Source organism: Luteitalea sp. (assembly GCF_022842525.1).
Classification (GTDB): domain Bacteria; phylum Acidobacteriota; class Vicinamibacteria; order Vicinamibacterales; family Vicinamibacteraceae; genus Luteitalea.
Window position 1 is genome coordinate 1 of sequence record NZ_JALHPM010000151.1, and the last position, 15,785, is coordinate 15,785.

Genomic DNA, 15,785 nt, shown 5'->3' on the forward strand with positions numbered 1-15,785 from the left:
GCGCTGGAGGTGACGGCACGCTTCGGCCTGGGGGCTGTGGGCAACCGTGTGTTCGCGGCCGAGGTGGCAACGGCGGCCGAGCCCGACCCCGACAGCACGCCTGGCAATGGCACGGCGAACGGCGAGGACGACCACGCGGGAACAGCCATCGTCGTCGTTTCGCCGCCGCCGGTGTTCACCCTCGAGCGTGTCGGGAGCGACGCGACGCCCGAGGGCACACCGCCTGGCGCGGGCGGCACCGTCGTGTTCCGCGTCCGGCGCGACCCCGCGAGCGATCTGCGTGCCGCCACGGTCACCGCGCACGTGTCTCCGTTCGGCGTCAACCCCATCGACGCCCCTGATCTCGTCGGGGCGTTCAACGCCGTGCAGGTGGAGTTCGCCGCGGGGCAGAGCCTGGCCAGCTTCTCACTGCAGGCCATCCCGGACGCGGTGTACGAGGCTGACGAGGGCCTCTTCGTCTCCCTGGTGCAGACCACGTTCGGCACGGTGGTCGGGACGCCGGTCACGGCGACACTGCTCAACGACGACGCGCCGGCGCCGGTGAACCTCAGCGCCACGCTCGCCCATCGCTTCGACGCCACGCCCGCCATCGTGAACGGGGGCGGGGCGCGCGGCCTCGCCTTCGATGGCGGCTTCTTCCATGTGGTGAACGTCGCACAGGGCAGTGTCGACGTGTTCCGCGTCGGACCAAACGGACAGGAGGCGCTGGCCGCGCAGTTCGACCTCGTGCCGGCCATTGGCCGGCCCCTTTCGGTGGCGGCAAGAAGCGGCGTGGTGGCGGTGACCTACACGGCGCTGGACTCGATCGGCCCCGGCGGAGTCGCGGTGTTCGACCGGGATGCCACGGGCGCGCTGGTGCTGCGCGGTACGGTGCTCGTCGGCGTCTGGCCCGACATGCTGCGCTTCTCGCCCGATGGCGCCGCGGTGTACGTGGCCGTCACTGGCGTGCAGGCCCTTGCGCAGGCGCCCGACGCGCCAGGCGGCGTGGCCGTCGTGTCGCTCACCGGCGCGCTCGACGCTTCCGCGGTGCGGTTCATCGGATTCAGCGCCTTCGACGGCCAGGAGGCCGCGCTGCGGTCCGCCGGCATCCGCGTGTTCCCCGGCCAGGTGCCGTCGATCGACTTCGAGCCCGAGTACATCGCAGTAGACCCCGGCACCGGCGAGCTACTGGTGACGCTCCAGGAAGCGAACGCCGTGGGGCGCCTGAACCTGACGAGCGGCGCGTGGACCCTGCTGCCGCTCGGGACGGTGGATCACCGCGTCGCGGGGCAGGGCTTCGACGCGTCGGACCGCGACGCTGGCATCGCCATCGCGGCGTGGCCGGTGCGCGGCATGCGCATGGCCGACGGCATCGCGGCGTTCACGGCGGGTGGGCGCACGTACTTCGTCACGGCCAACGAAGGGCAGGTTCGCGACACGGGCGTCTACACCGACCAGGTGCGGCTGTCCAACGTGGTGCTCAACCCCGGGGTCTTCCCCAACGCGGCCGCGCTCAGCAACAACGTCAACCTCGGGCGACTGGCCGTGAGCGCCATCGACGGCGACACGGATGGCGACGGCCTCGTGGAGGAGGTGTTCAGCTTCGGCTCGCGCTCCTTCACGGTGTTCGACGCGGGCGGCCGCGTGATGTTCGAGAGCGGCGCGCAGTTCGAACAGCTGATCGCGGACCGGTTCGCCTCCCGCTTCAACGCCGACGGGGCCGTGGACGCCTTCAATCCGAGCGCGCCGCCGTCGGTCGACAGCCGTTCCGACAACAGCGGACCTGAGCCCGAGAGCGTGGCCCTGGCCACCATCGGCGGCCGCACGTTCGCCTTCATCGGCCTCGAGCGGGACGGCGGCATCGTCGTCCAGGACGTGACGGTGCCGCTGCAGCCGCGGTTCGTCACGTTCATCGACAGCCGTGCCGCGGGCGACTTCGGGCCCGAGGATATCGTGGTGATTCCGGCGGCGCAGTCGGCCACCGGCCAGCCGCAGGTGGCCATCGCCTACGAGTACTCAGGCACCGTCGCGGTGTACGACCTGGAGATCGGCGAGGCCGACCTCTCCCTCGACATCCGGCTCGACACAACCGAGCCGCAGGTCGTGGCGGGCACCGACATCGACGTGCTGGTGCGCGTCACCAACGACGGGTCGCTCCCGGCGCGCGGGTCGGTGCGGCTGACGCCGGGTGTCGGCGTGTCCTTCTCTGGCGCCCCGCAGGGCTTCGATCCGGCCACGGGCATCTGGACGTTCGGGCCGGTTGCCGCGGGCGCCTTCGCGGAGTTGGCCGTCAACACGGTGTTCGCGACCGTTGGTGCGCCCGAGGTGAGCGGCGAGATCCTGACCTCGAACCGACCCGATCCCGACAGCACGCCGGGCAATGGCACCACGAACGGCGAGGACGACGCCGCCGTCGTGAGCATTACCGTCGCCCCGCCGCTGCCGGTGGTGGCCTTCAACACCCCGAACGCCGGCAGCACACCGGAAGGCACGGGCGCCGACGGGCGGCTGCTGTTCCAGATCGTGCGGCAGGGCCCCTTCCTCGACGAACCGGCGACGGTGCGCTTCGAGGTGGCCGGGGGCACGGTGTCGGCCGACGACGTCTACGTGCTCGGGGCCACACGGGTGGGCGCCGGCACGCTGCCCGGGAGCCTGGGAGCTTTCGAGCTGACGCTGGGCATCGGCCAGTTCTCCGCCGGGGTGGAAGTGTTCGCCAACGGCGACCGCGTGGTGGAGCCGGACGAGACGGTGACGCTGCAGTTGACGGCGGTCAGCGGCTTCGGCGTGCTCTCCACCACGAGCCCGCTCGCGGCGAGCGGTGTGTTCACCAACGACGACCAGCCGATGCCGGTGGTGGCCTTCAACACCCCGAACGCCGGCAGCACACCGGAAGGCACGGGCGCCGACGGGCGGCTGCTGTTCCAGATCGTGCGGCAGGGCCCCTTCCTCGACGAACCGGCGACGGTGCGCTTCGAGGTGGCCGGGGGCACGGTGTCGGCCGACGACGTCTACGTGCTCGGGGCCACACGGGTGGGCGCCGGCACGCTGCCCGGGAGCCTGGGAGCTTTCGAGCTGACGCTGGGCATCGGCCAGTTCTCCGCCGGGGTGGAAGTGTTCGCCAACGGCGACCGCGTGGTGGAGCCGGACGAGACGGTGACGCTGCAGTTGACGGCGGTCAGCGGCTTCGGCGTGCTCTCCACCACGAGCCCGCTCGCGGCGAGCGGTGTGTTCACCAACGACGACGTGCAGTCGCCAGTGAACCGGCCGCCGGTGGGCGTGAACGACGCCGTGACGACGGCCTTCCAGACCGCGGTGGTCATCGACGTGACCGACAACGACACCGATGCCGACGGCGATGCCCTCGTGGCGGGCGCCTTCGCCAACCTGGTGGGTGGTGTCCTGTCGCTGCCTGGTGACGGCACGGTGGTGTTCACGCCGCGGACCGGCTTCACCGGCATCGGGGGCTTCACGTACCGGCCGTTCGACGGCACCGCGCAAGGCAACGTGACCACCGTGACCGTGGAGGTGGAGCCCGCGCTGCAGGGGCCGCGCCTGACCGTGCAGCTCGTGGGGCAGACCACGGGTGCCGGGACGGTGACGCTCGAGGTGACGAACGTCGGGGGACGGGCGGCGTCGAACGTGGTGATCGACCGCCTCACGCTGCGCCGGCTCCAGGGCCGGGGGCGCGTGCTGCTGCAGACGCCGCTGCCGCTGACCATCGGCACGCTGCTGCCGGGCGAGCGGCGCACCGTGACGGTGACCCTGGCGGTGGACCCCCGCGTTCAGCGCTTCGCCATCGTCACGCGGGGGCAGTTCGTGAACCCGGCGGGCCGGACGCGGCGCTTCAGCGCGTCGCAGACGGTGGTGCCATGAGTGCGCATCACCTCGCCCTGCACCCGACAGGCGAACAGCTTGTCGTCGCGCCGCCAACCACGCACTGCACGTGCTGCACGTATAATACGTGCAGGAGGTGTCTGCCGTGTCCGCCACCGAAACCACCAGCCAAAACATCACCATTCGTCTGGACCGACGAACACTGCGGAGAGCGAAGGTGCTCGCCGCCAAGCGAAACACGTCGATCAGCGGACTTCTGGCCCAGCAGATCGAAACGCTGGTAGGCGAGGACGACGCCTACGAGCAGGCCCAGCGACGAGCGCTGGCACTACTCGACAGCGGGTTCCATCTGGGCGGGCGCATCGAGGCGACGCGCGACGAGTGGCATGAGCGATAAGACGTTCGTCGATACCAACGTCTTGATCTACGCGCATGACGTCGACGCTGCGCGCAAGCACGAGATCGCAAAGGATCTGCTGCGTACGCTGTGGCTCGAGCGTACTGGGATGGTCAGCACCCAGGTGTTGCAGGAGTTCTACGTCAACGCGACACGCAAGATCCGGAAGCCGCTGACGAAGCCCGAGGCGAGGAGCATCGTCGACACCTACGCGCCATGGTGCGTCGACGGCATCACCACGAGCGACCTCGCGGCCGCCTTCCAGATCGAGGATCAGGCGCGTATCGGATTCTGGGACGCGCTCATCGTCGCGGTCGCCGCTCGTGCCGGAGCACGTCGCGTGCTGTCTGAGGACCTGAACCACGGACAGTCCATCGCCGGCATCTCAATCCACAACCCCTTCAAGGAGAAGGCGCCGCCGAAGCCGCGACGGTGATCACGGCTTGATCAGCGCCTCAAGTTGTTGATGGAAAACGGCTTGGGAGTGTTGGTGGACCTGAACCGCGCCAGTCGGAACCGAATGACGAGCTGGCTCCAGAGTCTCGAACGACTGCGACGTGCCGCGTGACCCCAAAGCGAGACGACGGTGACGCTGAGCTGAAGTTCTCGGTGGCAGGGTAAGTGGCCGGCGCGCCACCGCCGTGTCCTGCTCGCAGCCGAACGCGAGCGCGCCATTCGCGAGCACGCGGCGCGCCTCGGCGATCTCACGGGCGCGTCCACCAAGGTCCGCGCCCGCCTCGCCCCGTAGGCGCTGGCCGATTCGGTGAGACGCGGGGCGCCCCGCGAGCCGGCGGTCAGCCACGCGATGATGGCGGGCATGCCGACCCTCGCCCGGGGGCGTGAACCACCGCCGCGGCGCCTTCCGCTCTCAAGAGCAGAGGGCAGATCATGACCACGATCCGGAAGGGGGGGCTGGCCTTGGCCGGCGTCTGGGCGGTGTTGCAGGGGCCGCCGCTCGCCGCGCAGGGCTCCACCATCGGGACGTTCCGCTGGCAACTGCAGCCCTTCTGTAACGTCGTGACCGTGACGGTGGTGCAGCAGGGCGGGCAGTATCACGTGGACGGCACCGACGACCTGTGCGGGGCCGCGCGGCTGGCAAGCGTCGTCGGCCGGGCGTTTCCGAACCCGGACGGCACGATCGGCTTCGGGCTCACGACGGTGACGACGACCGGCGCGGCGCCGGTTCACCTCGACGCGCGGATCGGGCTGCAGACGCTGAGCGGCCCCTGGACGGACAGCGCGGGCAACGCGGGAACGTTCGTCCTCACAGCCGGTGCCGGCGCTGGCGGCAGTCCGCGGCCGATTCCCGCGGGCGGCATCGCCCCCGGGAGCATCACCGGCGCGCAGATCGCACCAGGCACCCTCACTGGCATCCACCTCGCACCAGGCGCCATCAACGCCGCGGCCGCGGCCTTCGGCACCTGTCCGGCCGGCGCCTACCTCCGGGGCATCCTGCCGAGCGGTTCTCCCGTGTGCGAACCCATCGCCACGCCGCCGCTCACCTCGCTGACGGATCCGCAGGGCGGCAGCTACACGGCGCTGGCGATCGGCACCGACGGCCTGCCGGTCATCGCCCACTTCGGCGACGTCGACGGCACGCTGCTCGTCACGCACTGTGACAACCGCGCCTGCACGAGCGCCACGACCGTGGCCGCCGACGACCCCGTCACCCTCGTCGGGCAGTATGCGTCGATCGCCATCGGCAGCGATGGACTCCCGGTCGTCAGTCACCGCGAGGTCTCGACCGGCGCGCTGCGAGTCACGCACTGCCACGACGTGGCGTGCACGACCGCCACCAGTACCACTGTGGACAATCCGGCGAACGAGGTCGGCTACTACACGTCCGTCGGGATCGGCGGCGACGGTCTGCCGGTCATCAGCCACGCCGACGTCACCGCAGGCACGCTCCGCGTGACGCATTGCCTCGACGTGGCGTGCACGGCGGCCACGACTACGGTGGCGGACGACCCGGCGAACCTGGTGGGCGATCAGACGTCGCTCGCGATTGGCCCGGGCGGCCTGCCGATCATCGCGCACCGTGACTACACCGCGAGCGCCCTGCGCATCACGCGGTGCCAGAACGCCTTATGCACGACCGCCGTCTCTACCACGGTGGACGACCCGCCCCAGCCGGTGGGGCAGCACCTGTCGATTGCGATCACCCCGGCCGGCGTGCCCGTCGTGAGTCACTGGAACGGCGGGACCTCGGCGCTGCGGGTGACCTACTGTGGGAACGCCGCCTGCACGGGCGCGTCGTCCCAGGATCTGCCGGGCACGACCAACGCCGTGGGCCAGTACACGTCGATGGCCATCGGCAGCGACGGTCTGCCGGTGGTCGCGCATTACGACCAGACGCTGCGGGCGCTGCGCGTGACACACTGCCTGACGGTCGCCTGCACCAGCAGCGAAACGGCCGTCGCCGACGACCTGCCGCCGGCAGGAGGGGGCGGCATCGACCCGAGCGTCGGCGGCTATGCGTCGCTCGCGATCGGGCGCGATGGGCTGCCGATTGTCAGCCACCAGAACTCGCCCCCGCGCGGCCTGCGCGTCACCCGATGTGCGAGCCGCACGTGTCAGTAGCGGATGGCGAGAGATGACGGCACGTCGTGGCGTCACGAACACCACGGCGCGCGCACTTACAGGGTCAGCGTCATGCCGACCTGCGTCGCTTCGAAGCCGAGGCGCTCGTAGAACCGGCGGGCGTCCACGCGCCGCACGTCGCTCGTGAGCTGCACGACGGCGCAGCCCGCCTGACGGCAACGCTCGATGGCGTCGCTGTGACGGGGGCGCGAATCTGCGGCGACTCCCGAGGGCAAGGTCCGATAAGGCCCCTTCTGTCGCCCCCGGGACCCCTCCATAGCGACTATCGTCCTGCGCCAGGAGATCAACTCGATTGAGCGAGGTAGCCAACGGTCGATTCGCAATCCGCCCGGCAAAGACCTCGCCCATGAGCGTGGCCGCGAGGCCGCCAAGGGCTATAGCTACGAGTATTCCCATCTCCAGGATCGCATGAACCATCGCACCCAGCACAAGTACGATAACTATGGACGGGCGAACGCAGAGCGCCCGCCAAAGTAAACGGCTGGAGTGCGTCACATGACACTGACTCAGAAGCAGATCGCCGCAGTGATCGCCTTACCTGGACCTGAGCGGTTCGAGCACTTCGTGAAGACCGTTGCGGACCGAGAAGAGGCATGGGGGCTGTTCCAGGATGGCTGGGCGCTGGCCGAAGACGACAACGGCACGCCCGTGTTTTCGCTCTGGCCAGCCAGTGAATACGCGGAAGCGTGCGCGGTGAGCGAGTGGGAGGGATACGAACCCCGGCCGATCCCGTTAGACGAGCTGCTCGACGAGCTCCTGCCGCAACTCGAAACAGATGGCGTGCTGCCGGCAGTCTTCAGTACGCCGCAAAGTCTTGGAGTCAATCCGACGGTGGCCGAGTTGACCAATGCGCTGCAGGCGGAGCTGGAACGCTACTAGCCGAATGCGATCCCGATCCGGGCCTCAACCACGGAGAGCTCCACCAGGTCCGTCCGTTTCCTGACGTCCGCCAGCCATTCGGCGATGAGCGCCCGGCGCCGTTCTTGCGTCAGGCGCTCACGCAGCCGGCGTGAGCGTCGACAGCCTGGCGAGGGCGGCTGACGAATGGTGAGTGGCGCGCCAAAGCGCGCTCGCCGACCGGGCCTGGACGTGACGGCGCTTGGGGCGCCCAAGTCGCCAGGCATGGCGAGCCCGGCGAGCGCGTGTGGCTCGGCGCAGCCACACGCGCTCAGTAGCCCGGAAGTATCTCCGCCTACAGTCCTCCGACGTAGCGAACGCGCAGCTTGGCCCCGTAGATCACTGGGGCACCGCGAACCTCGAGTGCGAATGCGGTCTCGCCGGCCGGTCGCGATTGCCACCAGCTGGTGCTCAGGAACCCTCCAACGGTACGCGGGGCGTTCTGTGGCCGGGGGCCGAATCTTTGACGAATTCAGGCGGACAGGTCCGATAACGCCGATTCCGTTGCCTCCCCAGCCCCGTTCATCCCGCCTATCGTCCTCAGGCAACCCGACCGGACGCGCGGGCCCGGATGGCATTCACGGCGGCAAATGGGATGTTGACGAGGCAGAGCGCACCGACCACGAAGAGGACGCCGAGCGCGAGACGCCATCCGAGCGGTCCGCCGCCAAGGGTGGCCTCGTAGGTCGCTGCGCCGCCGTCACTGAGCCAGCCGCGGAGGCCATTCACGATGGCTTCGTGCGCCTCCCGGCCGGGCGCTTCGGCGCCTTCGACCAGGCCAGCCGAGGTGTCGTAGCGCACGTGATAGGTGAAGCCGCCGGGGTCCTGCCGATTGTTGAACGGCGAGGTTCGCGGTGCGCTGTAGTACTCCTCGAGCGTCGCGCCGCGCACGCCCGACAACCGCGTATGGCGAACCGGCACGGCCAGGATGTGTCGGCTCAGCACGCAGTCGACACCGCCGTCGACGCCTCGGCTGCAGCGTAGCGTCTCGGCCGACATCGCGTAGAGACCGAAACCCGAGAGACCGCCCATGAACACGCCCACGAAGAGGCCGAGCAGCGCGTCTCTCACGCCGTAGCGCGCTTCTGTCGACATGCGGTGGATGGTAGGCGGCCGCGGAGGACGAGGAAAGGGTTTTCCGCTCGATGGTCTCGGCTGAGTTCACCTTGGGCTCCTCGCTCGACCATACGGACCGGCCGCCGACGACGTGGACGGCTGCGAGCGGCACGAGGACGTCGAGGTGCTCACGCCCCACTACCGCGGCGCCCACATGGCGAGCCGGGCGCGCTGTGGATTCCGCTGCGACAGCTCCGGCGGTTCCGGCCGCAGTGGCGGACGCATGCACGTGAATCACGCCGGGCTCCGTGCGGCGCGGGCGCATGTGCCACGTGCAGTACAAGCCGATCTCCGAGGCGATCGGGGAGCCCGACAACCGCCACCGGAAGCCGACGACGGTGGGGCGCTTGATTCGACGGCTGATGCTGCTCGACGCCATGCTCTCCGACGAGCGGATCGAGAATGCGAATGAGGGTTTGGTGGACCTGAACCGCGCCAGTTGGAACCGAGTGACGAGCTGGCTCCAGGGTCTCGAAGGGCTGCGACGTGTAGCGCGACCCCAACGTGAGACGACGGTGACGCTGAGCCGAAGTTCTCGCTAGCAGGGCAAGTGGTCGGCGCGCCACCGCCATGTCCTGCTCGCAATGCCTTGCCTCGTCCGCGGTTCCTGCGATCCGCATCGGCCCGGACCGCACCCTCGTAACGACCGTCGCTGCTTTCCTATGGCAGCCAGGTCTCGGCGACTTCATCTTGTCGGGGATTGCACCTGGAATCCGGCTACGTCTGGTGCCCGCCGGCCGGCCCGAGTCCGCGATCGTGCTGGGGGCATTGGCCGCCAATTCAGCGACTGAAGCGGTCAAGATCGTGGTCGGTAGCTTGCCAAAGTAACCAACCTAACCGTTAACCTGCCCCAAGGTCCAGTGTCACCTTCGCTGGCTATAGAACACTTCGATGTAGTCGAGCAAAACCTCCTTCGCGTGGGCGTAGCTCTCAAAACGCTCGCCCTCTTCGCTCTTCACCATTGAGAACCAGCGCTCGATGTCGGCGTTGTCGTAGCACTTGCAGCGTCGGCTCATCGAGCAAGTGATGCCGTGCTGCGCGAGCCGCGTGACGCGCGAGACGCCGCGACCGCGGTGTGAGTCCAAGCGATCGAGGTTCGACACTTTGGTCACCCGACTGAGCCCTAGGCATCTCAGCTGCAGACGGTTGTTGACGAGACTTTCGAAGGGTGATAGGTGGATAGACATCCCCTCCACAACGTGACTAGGAGGCTCGCGATGTCTCGGATACCGCTCGTCGTCGCGTCGTGCAGCTTGGTCCTTCTCTCGGCCGTCGTCGTTGGCCGAGCACAGCCTGAATCACCTGTGGCCGGCGACCTGCGCCTATCGAGGCGTGTGTCTACCGTGTTCACGCCGCCGAACGCCGCGCCGTCGATGTCCGTCACCACGGCCTCGATCAAGGTGCTGCCAGCCCCGACCTCGCCCGTGCGGATCGAGCCGGTGTCGATCGCTTCGACCGAGCCTTGGGCCCTCACCGTGCGTGCGACCAACACGACGGGCGAATCGGTCCTGGGCTTCAAGCTCGTCGCATTCGTCGTCACGGCCGAGGGCTTTGGCCGCGGCTATCAGACAGCTCCGACCTGGCGGACGCTCGCAGCCGGTGCCTCAGTGGTGTCGCTCATCCAGCTGAAGGACTTGCGCGTGGGCCCAACCGACCACGTCGTGATCGGTCTGCAATCCGCAGGCAGTGGGTCAAAGACCGTGTCGGCCGAGGTGCCGGACATGTTGAGCCGGGCGCGACTTATCGCCAAAGGCGAACCCGATCCGGGAGCGGCCACGTCATCGGCAGGGTTTGCCACGTTCGGCGACTGTGACGCCGGATTCTGTGCGCAGGAGCGCACGGCATGCATGGCCGCGTGCAACTCCCAGGGCTGCCCCATGCAGTCTTACAGCTGCAACCGTACGGAATGCAGTTTCACGTGCACGTGCGGAGTCAAGTGTGTGTGAGCTTGCCCGGAGTACGGCGTTCGGGGGAAGCGCGGCGATTTCGAGCCGCTCGTCTCCGACGACGTGTTCTACCGCGCACAAGCGGTGCTGTCCGGGTTCGGCGTAGCCACAGGCATGCGAGACGAGCTTGCGACCGCCGAGCGTGCCGCCAAGGTGATTCAGGGGAAGCTGGACCGTCTCGACGAGGCGTTCCTGTTCGAGCGCTCGATCGACATCGACACCTACGACCGCCACGCCGAGAAATTGCGCCAGGAGCTGACGCCCTTACGGATCGACCGTCACTCCTCGGAACTGGACGAACTCGACGTGGAGGGCATCCTCGCGTTCGCAGAACGCATCCTGCCGCGCGCCGCCGATCTCTGGGTGCAGGCGTCGCTCGAACAGCGGCAGCGGTTCCAACAGCTGTTCTTTCCCGAGGGAATCGCGTTCGACGGAAACGGCTTTGTTGGAACCGCCGTAACCGCACCGGCCTTCAACTACTTACGGCCGATCGAGACTGGGAAGGAAGGTTTGGTGGACCTGACCGGGATCGAACCGGTGACCTCCTGAATGCCATTCAGGCGCGCTCCCAACTGCGCTACAGGCCCATCTCGTGCGGGGAGACTTCGAATAATACCAGATTCCGCCCGTCCCCGGCCATCGTCGACCGCCGCGGCGCCCGAGCGGGGGCGCCGCCCGGCGGCCGGGATGCTCAGTACTCGCTGAAGATCCGCTGGATCTCGTCGCGATTGCTGGTCTTGCTGAGCGCCAGCATCAGCAGGATGCGGGCCTTGACCGGGATGTGATCTTCGGCCGAGATGCTGAAGGCGCGGCGGCGCTGCTGGGCCGGTGTGAGGGTGGCCGGACCCTGGCCGCGGTTCGGCGCGATGCGGCCGGCGCCGGTGCGCGTCGAGGTCACGACGAAGACCCCCTTTTCGGTGGCGTAGTCGATGCCTTCGCCCTGCGTGCCGCTCGTCGCGCCGGCACCCGCGCCCGCAATCACGATGCCCTTGGCGCCCAGGTCCACGAGCGCCTTGATGACGTCGCCGGTGGCGCCCTGGTACACCATCACGACGTCCACGCGCGGCAGCGCCGTCAGGTTGCGCACGTCGAACTCGCTCGTGTGCGTGTGGCGCTGCAGGATCTCGCGGAAGATGGCCACCTTGTCGCGATCGACGATGCCGAGCACGCCGTGCGTGGGGCTGCGGAAGGTCTGCAGGCGCAGGGCGTCGGTCTTCGTGACGTCGCGCGCCGAGTTGATCTCGTCGTTCAGCACGACGAGCACGCCCTTGCCGCGGGCGGCGGGGGAGGCGGCCACGCGCACGCCTTCGAGCAGGTTGGCGGCGCCTTCGTAGCCGAGCGTGCTCGGGTTGCGCATCGAGCCCACGACCACGACGGGCCGGACGTCCTTCACCGTGAGGTGCAGGAAGAACGCCGTCTCTTCGAGCGTGTCGGTGCCGCTCGTCACGACGATGCCGGCGAGGTCCTTGTCGGTCGCGAAGAGGTCGTTGACGCGGCGGGCGAGCTGCAGCCACTGCTCGAGGGTGATCTGGCTGCTCGCGACGTTGAGGAACTGTTCGTGGGTGAGCGTGGCGGCGCGTTCGAGGCCCGGCATCGACTTCGCCAGCTCGTCCGCCGTGAGGCGGCCGCCGTCGCGGTTCGAGATGGTGCCGCCGGTGGCGACCATGTGCACCCGCGGCAGGGCCTGGGCGAAAGCGGAGGACACGGTCGTGGCCGCGAGCAGCCACACACAGGCGAGGAGACGAAGACGCATGGCGCCTATTCTGATCGATTTCCGGAACGAATGTGGCGTTAAGCCACCGTGAGGGGCTAGCGGGGGCGCGAGGCCGAGACGAGCGACAGCCAGTTGGTCAGCTCGCGCGCCGCGAGCTCCGGTGTCTTGCCATAGAACGGCATGAGCGCCGTGGGCATGCCGGGACGGCGGGCCAGCTTGGCACGCCACTGCTCCTGCGACACGGCATGCACTTCGATGTGGTACGTGCGGCCGGCGATTTCTTCTTCGTAGCGGTGGATGTCCACGTGTGGGTGTCGGCTGGGGGAAGTGTCAGACAGGTAACGCAGGAGCGACGATTCTACGTCGCTCATCGAATGAAACAAGCGAAGGTGGGTACGAAGGCGCGTGGTCCGCCGGGTTTGGGCGGCGACTTCGCTGGACTTCCCGCCGCGAAAAAACTTGGCTCCGCGTGTTGTCCACAGGGTTTGCACCGTCCGTCCACAGGTTTTCCACAGCGGCCAATCCGCCGCCGCCGTCGTCTGCCTCTTGAGACGCGTCTTGACCACCGGAAGAAGCCCCACGTACGCTCTGAGGATGCAGCAGTGGCGAGGCGCCGTCATGGCGTCGCTGGTGGTGGTGTTCGTCGCGGCGGTGTCCGCGGCGAACGCGCAGCCGCCCGGCGCGCCGCCGCTGCTGCGCGTGTTCCTCACCGACGGCACGTCGCTCACGAGCTTCGGCGAGTGGGTGCGCATGGACGATCGCATCGTCTTCTCGCTGCCGCTCAGCGACGGTCCCACCCCCGATCTGCAGCTCGTCACGCTCGCCGCCGGCCGGGTGGACTGGGTGAAGACCGAACGCTACGCGCAGACGGCGCGCATGGTGCACTACGCGTCCACCCGCGCCGAAGACGACTTCGCGCAGTTCTCGAATCAGGTGGCGGCCGTGCTCACCGGCGTGGCGAAGGAACCCGACCCGAAGCGGCGGCTCGCCATGGCCGAGAGCGCGCGCTCGGCCCTCGCCGAATGGCCGCGTCAGCACTACGGCTACCGCGCCACCGATGTGCAGCAGATGTTGTCGCTGCTCGACGAGGTCGTCTCGGACCTGCGCGCCGCGGCCGGGCAGGATACCTTCGAGCTGAATCTCGTGTCGACGACGCCGACGGCGCCGGCTGACACGCTGCTGCCGCCGCCGAGCACCGCCCAGCTGGCCGAGGAACTGCTCGCGGCCTCGACGCTTGCCGAGTCGCCGGCCGAACGCACGACGCTGCTCGAGCGCGTGGTGGGCCTCATCGAACGCGCCGCGGACCTGCTGCCCGCCGCCTGGGCGACCAGGGTGCGCACGACGGCCGTGGGCACCCTGCGCACCGAGCGCGCGACCGACCTTGCCTATTCGAAGCTCGCGGCCACGACGCTCGATCGCGCCGCCCAGCGCGCCCGCGCCGCCGACGTGCGCGGGCTCGAACGACTGCGCGCGGAGACGCTCAAGGCGGACGCGAAGCTCGGCGCGAAGCGGCCGGCCGAACTGGGCGTGATGCTCGCGGCCATCGACGCCGGCGCCGAGTCGGCCCGCCGCCTGCGCCTGGCGCGCGACCAGTGGCGCCTGCTCGAACCGGTCTACCGGAGCTACCAGCGCTCGGTGCGTCCGGCGCTCGTGGCGCTTGCCGGCGCCGAGCGGGCCCTCGAAGACATCCGCGCGCAGGCGGGCCCGAGTCCGGCGGCGCTCCGCAAGACGATCACGCGCTTCTACAAGGCGCGGCCCGCCGTGAACGGCACGAATCCGCCGGCGCAGCTCGCGGCCGCGCATGCCCTGCTCAAGAGCGCCTGGGAGATGGCCGACAACGCGCTCACGCTGCGCATGCGCGCGGTGGAGACGGGCGACCGGGCGCGGGCCGCCGAGGCCTCGGCGGCGGCGGCCGGTGCGCTCATGCTCACCGTGCGCGCGCGCGACGACATCGCGCAGGCCGTCAAGGCACCCGCGCTGCCGTGACCACGCCGCGTTCGACCTGCCTGCACCGCGCGGTCGATCCCGAAGGTTTCCGGCGCGCCATCGCCGACATCGTGGCGGCGGCGCAGCCGCTCGCCGCCCGCGACGTCTTCATCGTCGTGCCGACGCGCGCCGCCGCCGACGAACTGCGCCGCACGCTCGAGCAGCTCGCCTGGGCCGACGGCGCCGCCGCATTGTGCCTGCCGCGCATCGGCACCCGCGGCGACCTGCTCGACGAGCTGGCCGGACGCCTCGCCGAGCCCCCGGCGCTCCTGAACGGCTTCGATCGCGAGGTCATGCTGGCGCGGGCCGCGCGCGACGCGCGGCTCGCGGGCGCCGAGCCGCCCTTCGCCGTGCGGCCGGGGCTCGTGGCCGAGATGCTGACGCTCTACGACGCGCTGCGCCGCCAGCTCCGCACCGTGGCGCGCTTCGAGGAGTTCCTCACCGAAGAACTCGAAGCGTCGGACGACCGCGGCGCCCTGCGGATGCTGGCGCAGACGCGGTTCCTCGCCGCGTCGTTCCGCGGTTACGAAGCCCTCGCCGCGTCGAGCGGCGCGCTCGACGAGCACGGGCTGCGCGATCGGCTGCTGCATGAGCTGCCGGTGCGTCCGCTGCGGCGCGTCGTCATCACGGTGACGGACCGTGTGGCCGACCCGGCCGGCCTCTGGCCCGCGGACCTCGATCTGCTGACGCGCCTGCCCGGGCTCTCGCAGCTCGATGTCGTGGCCACGGAAACGCGGCTCGCCGGCGGCTGGCTCGAACGCCTGCACGCCGAGATGCCGGGCATCGACGAACGCGCCGTGCCGGCCGGCAGCGGCGGACGTCCGCTCTGCCTCGTGCCCGACGCCGACGCCTGGATCTTCACGAGCCGCGACCGCGAGGAGGAACTGGCGGCCTTCGCGCGCCGCCTCAAGGCGGAACGCCGCGCTGGCCGCCTCACCGCCGACTCACGCGTGGCGCTCGTCGTGCGCCGACCGCTGCCGTATCTCTACCTCGCGCGCGACGTGCTCGGCCGGGCCGGCATCCCGTACGAGACGCGCGACACGCTGCCGCTCGCCGCCGAGCCCTTCGCCGCCGCCATCGACGTGCTGTTCGAGTGGGTCACGAGCGGCTTCACGCGCGCCGCCACGCTGGCCGTGCTGCGCTCGCCGCACTTCCGGTTCCTCGATGGCGACCAGCCGCTCGACGGCCGCGCCGTCGCGGCCCTCGACCGCGCGCTCGCCGAGGCGCGGTACCTCGGCGATCCGGATCGCCTGGCCGCGCTCGTCGAGACATGGAGCGCGCTGCCCGAGCGGCGCCGCCACGAACACGCGCGCCT

At 69.6% G+C, this 15,785-nt stretch carries 15 protein-coding genes, 1 tRNA gene and 1 pseudogene; 10 read left to right on the forward strand and 7 right to left on the reverse strand.

Annotated elements, in window-relative coordinates; translation table 11 throughout:
- The 4 genes from Q0C41_RS23175 to Q0C41_RS23190 form a co-directional block, all read left to right on the forward strand.
- Nucleotides 1-3,852, forward strand: a 3,852-nt coding sequence (locus Q0C41_RS23175) for a choice-of-anchor I family protein (protein ID WP_291987848.1), incomplete at its 5' end; no start/stop codon positions are given.
- Between the two features lie 106 nt (nt 3,853-3,958).
- The gene (locus tag Q0C41_RS23180; RefSeq protein WP_291987850.1) at nt 3,959-4,210 is read left to right on the forward strand and encodes a hypothetical protein; all 252 of its coding nucleotides are present in this window, start codon (nt 3,959-3,961) and stop codon (nt 4,208-4,210) included.
- A complete protein-coding gene (locus Q0C41_RS23185; RefSeq protein ID WP_291987852.1) occupies nt 4,200-4,646 on the forward strand; it encodes a PIN domain-containing protein in 447 nt (148 codons plus the stop codon). The genes Q0C41_RS23180 and Q0C41_RS23185 overlap by 11 nt, the downstream gene beginning before the upstream one ends.
- 452 nt (nt 4,647-5,098) lie before the next feature.
- Nucleotides 5,099-6,790: a hypothetical protein gene (locus Q0C41_RS23190; RefSeq protein WP_291987854.1), complete on the forward strand. Its 1,692-nt coding sequence runs from the start codon at nt 5,099-5,101 to the stop codon at nt 6,788-6,790.
- A 56-nt stretch (nt 6,791-6,846) separates the two neighbouring features.
- On the opposite strand, the pseudogene Q0C41_RS31495 reads toward Q0C41_RS23190, so the two are convergent.
- Nucleotides 6,847-6,981: pseudogene (locus Q0C41_RS31495) on the reverse strand (GNAT family N-acetyltransferase); the annotation flags it as partial.
- Nucleotides 6,982-7,093: 112 nt separating this feature from the next.
- Here Q0C41_RS31495 and Q0C41_RS31500 point away from each other — a divergent pair.
- Together Q0C41_RS31500 and Q0C41_RS23195 are read left to right on the forward strand one after the other, a co-directional pair.
- Nucleotides 7,094-7,288 (forward strand): polymorphic toxin type 8 domain-containing protein, encoded by a 195-nt coding sequence (locus Q0C41_RS31500; RefSeq protein ID WP_367079299.1) that lies wholly within the window; start codon nt 7,094-7,096, stop codon nt 7,286-7,288.
- Between the two features lie 18 nt (nt 7,289-7,306).
- Nucleotides 7,307-7,690 carry a DUF2750 domain-containing protein gene (locus tag Q0C41_RS23195; protein ID WP_291987856.1) on the forward strand — a complete coding sequence of 128 codons (384 nt, stop codon included), beginning with the start codon at nt 7,307-7,309 and terminating at the stop codon, nt 7,688-7,690.
- 558 nt (nt 7,691-8,248) lie between these two features.
- On the opposite strand, the gene Q0C41_RS23200 is transcribed toward Q0C41_RS23195, so the two are convergent.
- The gene (locus Q0C41_RS23200; protein ID WP_291987858.1) at nt 8,249-8,803 is read right to left on the reverse strand and encodes a hypothetical protein; all 555 of its coding nucleotides are present in this window, start codon (nt 8,801-8,803) and stop codon (nt 8,249-8,251) included.
- A gap of 293 nt (nt 8,804-9,096) precedes the next feature.
- Between Q0C41_RS23200 and Q0C41_RS23205 the strand changes: the two genes are divergently transcribed.
- Entirely contained in the window at nt 9,097-9,366 is a 270-nt protein-coding gene (locus Q0C41_RS23205; protein ID WP_291987860.1) for a hypothetical protein, read from the forward strand.
- A gap of 321 nt (nt 9,367-9,687) precedes the next feature.
- On the opposite strand, the gene Q0C41_RS23210 is transcribed toward Q0C41_RS23205, so the two are convergent.
- Entirely contained in the window at nt 9,688-9,936 is a 249-nt protein-coding gene (locus Q0C41_RS23210) for a hypothetical protein (RefSeq protein WP_291987862.1), read from the reverse strand.
- A gap of 231 nt (nt 9,937-10,167) precedes the next feature.
- Between Q0C41_RS23210 and Q0C41_RS23215 the strand changes: the two genes are divergently transcribed.
- Nucleotides 10,168-10,770, forward strand: a complete 603-nt coding sequence (locus tag Q0C41_RS23215; protein WP_291987864.1) for a hypothetical protein — start codon at nt 10,168-10,170, stop codon at nt 10,768-10,770.
- Nucleotides 10,771-11,034: 264 nt separating this feature from the next.
- Here the strand turns inward: Q0C41_RS23215 and Q0C41_RS23220 are convergent, their stop codons facing one another.
- From Q0C41_RS23220 to Q0C41_RS23235, 4 genes are all read right to left on the reverse strand, one after another.
- Nucleotides 11,035-11,169 carry a hypothetical protein gene (locus Q0C41_RS23220; RefSeq protein ID WP_291987866.1) on the reverse strand — a complete coding sequence of 45 codons (135 nt, stop codon included), beginning with the start codon at nt 11,167-11,169 and terminating at the stop codon, nt 11,035-11,037.
- Nucleotides 11,170-11,281: 112 nt separating this feature from the next.
- A tRNA-Ala gene (locus Q0C41_RS23225) sits at nt 11,282-11,357 on the reverse strand.
- A 104-nt stretch (nt 11,358-11,461) separates the two neighbouring features.
- Nucleotides 11,462-12,523, reverse strand: coding sequence for an asparaginase (locus Q0C41_RS23230; protein ID WP_291987868.1), 1,062 nt, complete (start codon nt 12,521-12,523; stop codon nt 11,462-11,464).
- A gap of 56 nt (nt 12,524-12,579) precedes the next feature.
- Complete coding sequence (locus Q0C41_RS23235) at nt 12,580-12,789, reverse strand: hypothetical protein (RefSeq protein ID WP_291987870.1); 210 nt, start codon at nt 12,787-12,789, stop codon at nt 12,580-12,582.
- A 289-nt stretch (nt 12,790-13,078) separates the two neighbouring features.
- Here Q0C41_RS23235 and Q0C41_RS23240 point away from each other — a divergent pair, with 289 nt between their 5' ends.
- Together Q0C41_RS23240 and Q0C41_RS23245 are read left to right on the forward strand one after the other, a co-directional pair.
- Nucleotides 13,079-14,470, forward strand: a complete 1,392-nt coding sequence (locus Q0C41_RS23240; RefSeq protein ID WP_291987872.1) for a hypothetical protein — start codon at nt 13,079-13,081, stop codon at nt 14,468-14,470.
- Nucleotides 14,467-15,785 (forward strand): hypothetical protein (locus Q0C41_RS23245; RefSeq protein WP_291987874.1); only part of this gene is annotated, 1,319 nt, incomplete at its 3' end. The genes Q0C41_RS23240 and Q0C41_RS23245, both read left to right, overlap by 4 nt.

Excerpts from the sequence above, each read along its gene's own strand:
- Q0C41_RS23185 (WP_291987852.1), top strand. The coding sequence starts at position 4,200 with ATGAGCGATAAGACGTTCGTCGATACCAACGTCTTGATCTACGCGCAT.
- Q0C41_RS23190 (WP_291987854.1), top strand. The coding sequence starts at position 5,099 with ATGACCACGATCCGGAAGGGGGGGCTGGCCTTGGCCGGCGTCTGGGCG.
- Q0C41_RS23195 (WP_291987856.1), top strand. The coding sequence starts at position 7,307 with ATGACACTGACTCAGAAGCAGATCGCCGCAGTGATCGCCTTACCTGGA.
- Q0C41_RS23200 (WP_291987858.1), bottom strand. The coding sequence starts at position 8,803 with ATGTCGACAGAAGCGCGCTACGGCGTGAGAGACGCGCTGCTCGGCCTC.
- Q0C41_RS23230 (WP_291987868.1), bottom strand. The coding sequence starts at position 12,523 with ATGCGTCTTCGTCTCCTCGCCTGTGTGTGGCTGCTCGCGGCCACGACC.
- Q0C41_RS23240 (WP_291987872.1), top strand. The coding sequence starts at position 13,079 with ATGCAGCAGTGGCGAGGCGCCGTCATGGCGTCGCTGGTGGTGGTGTTC.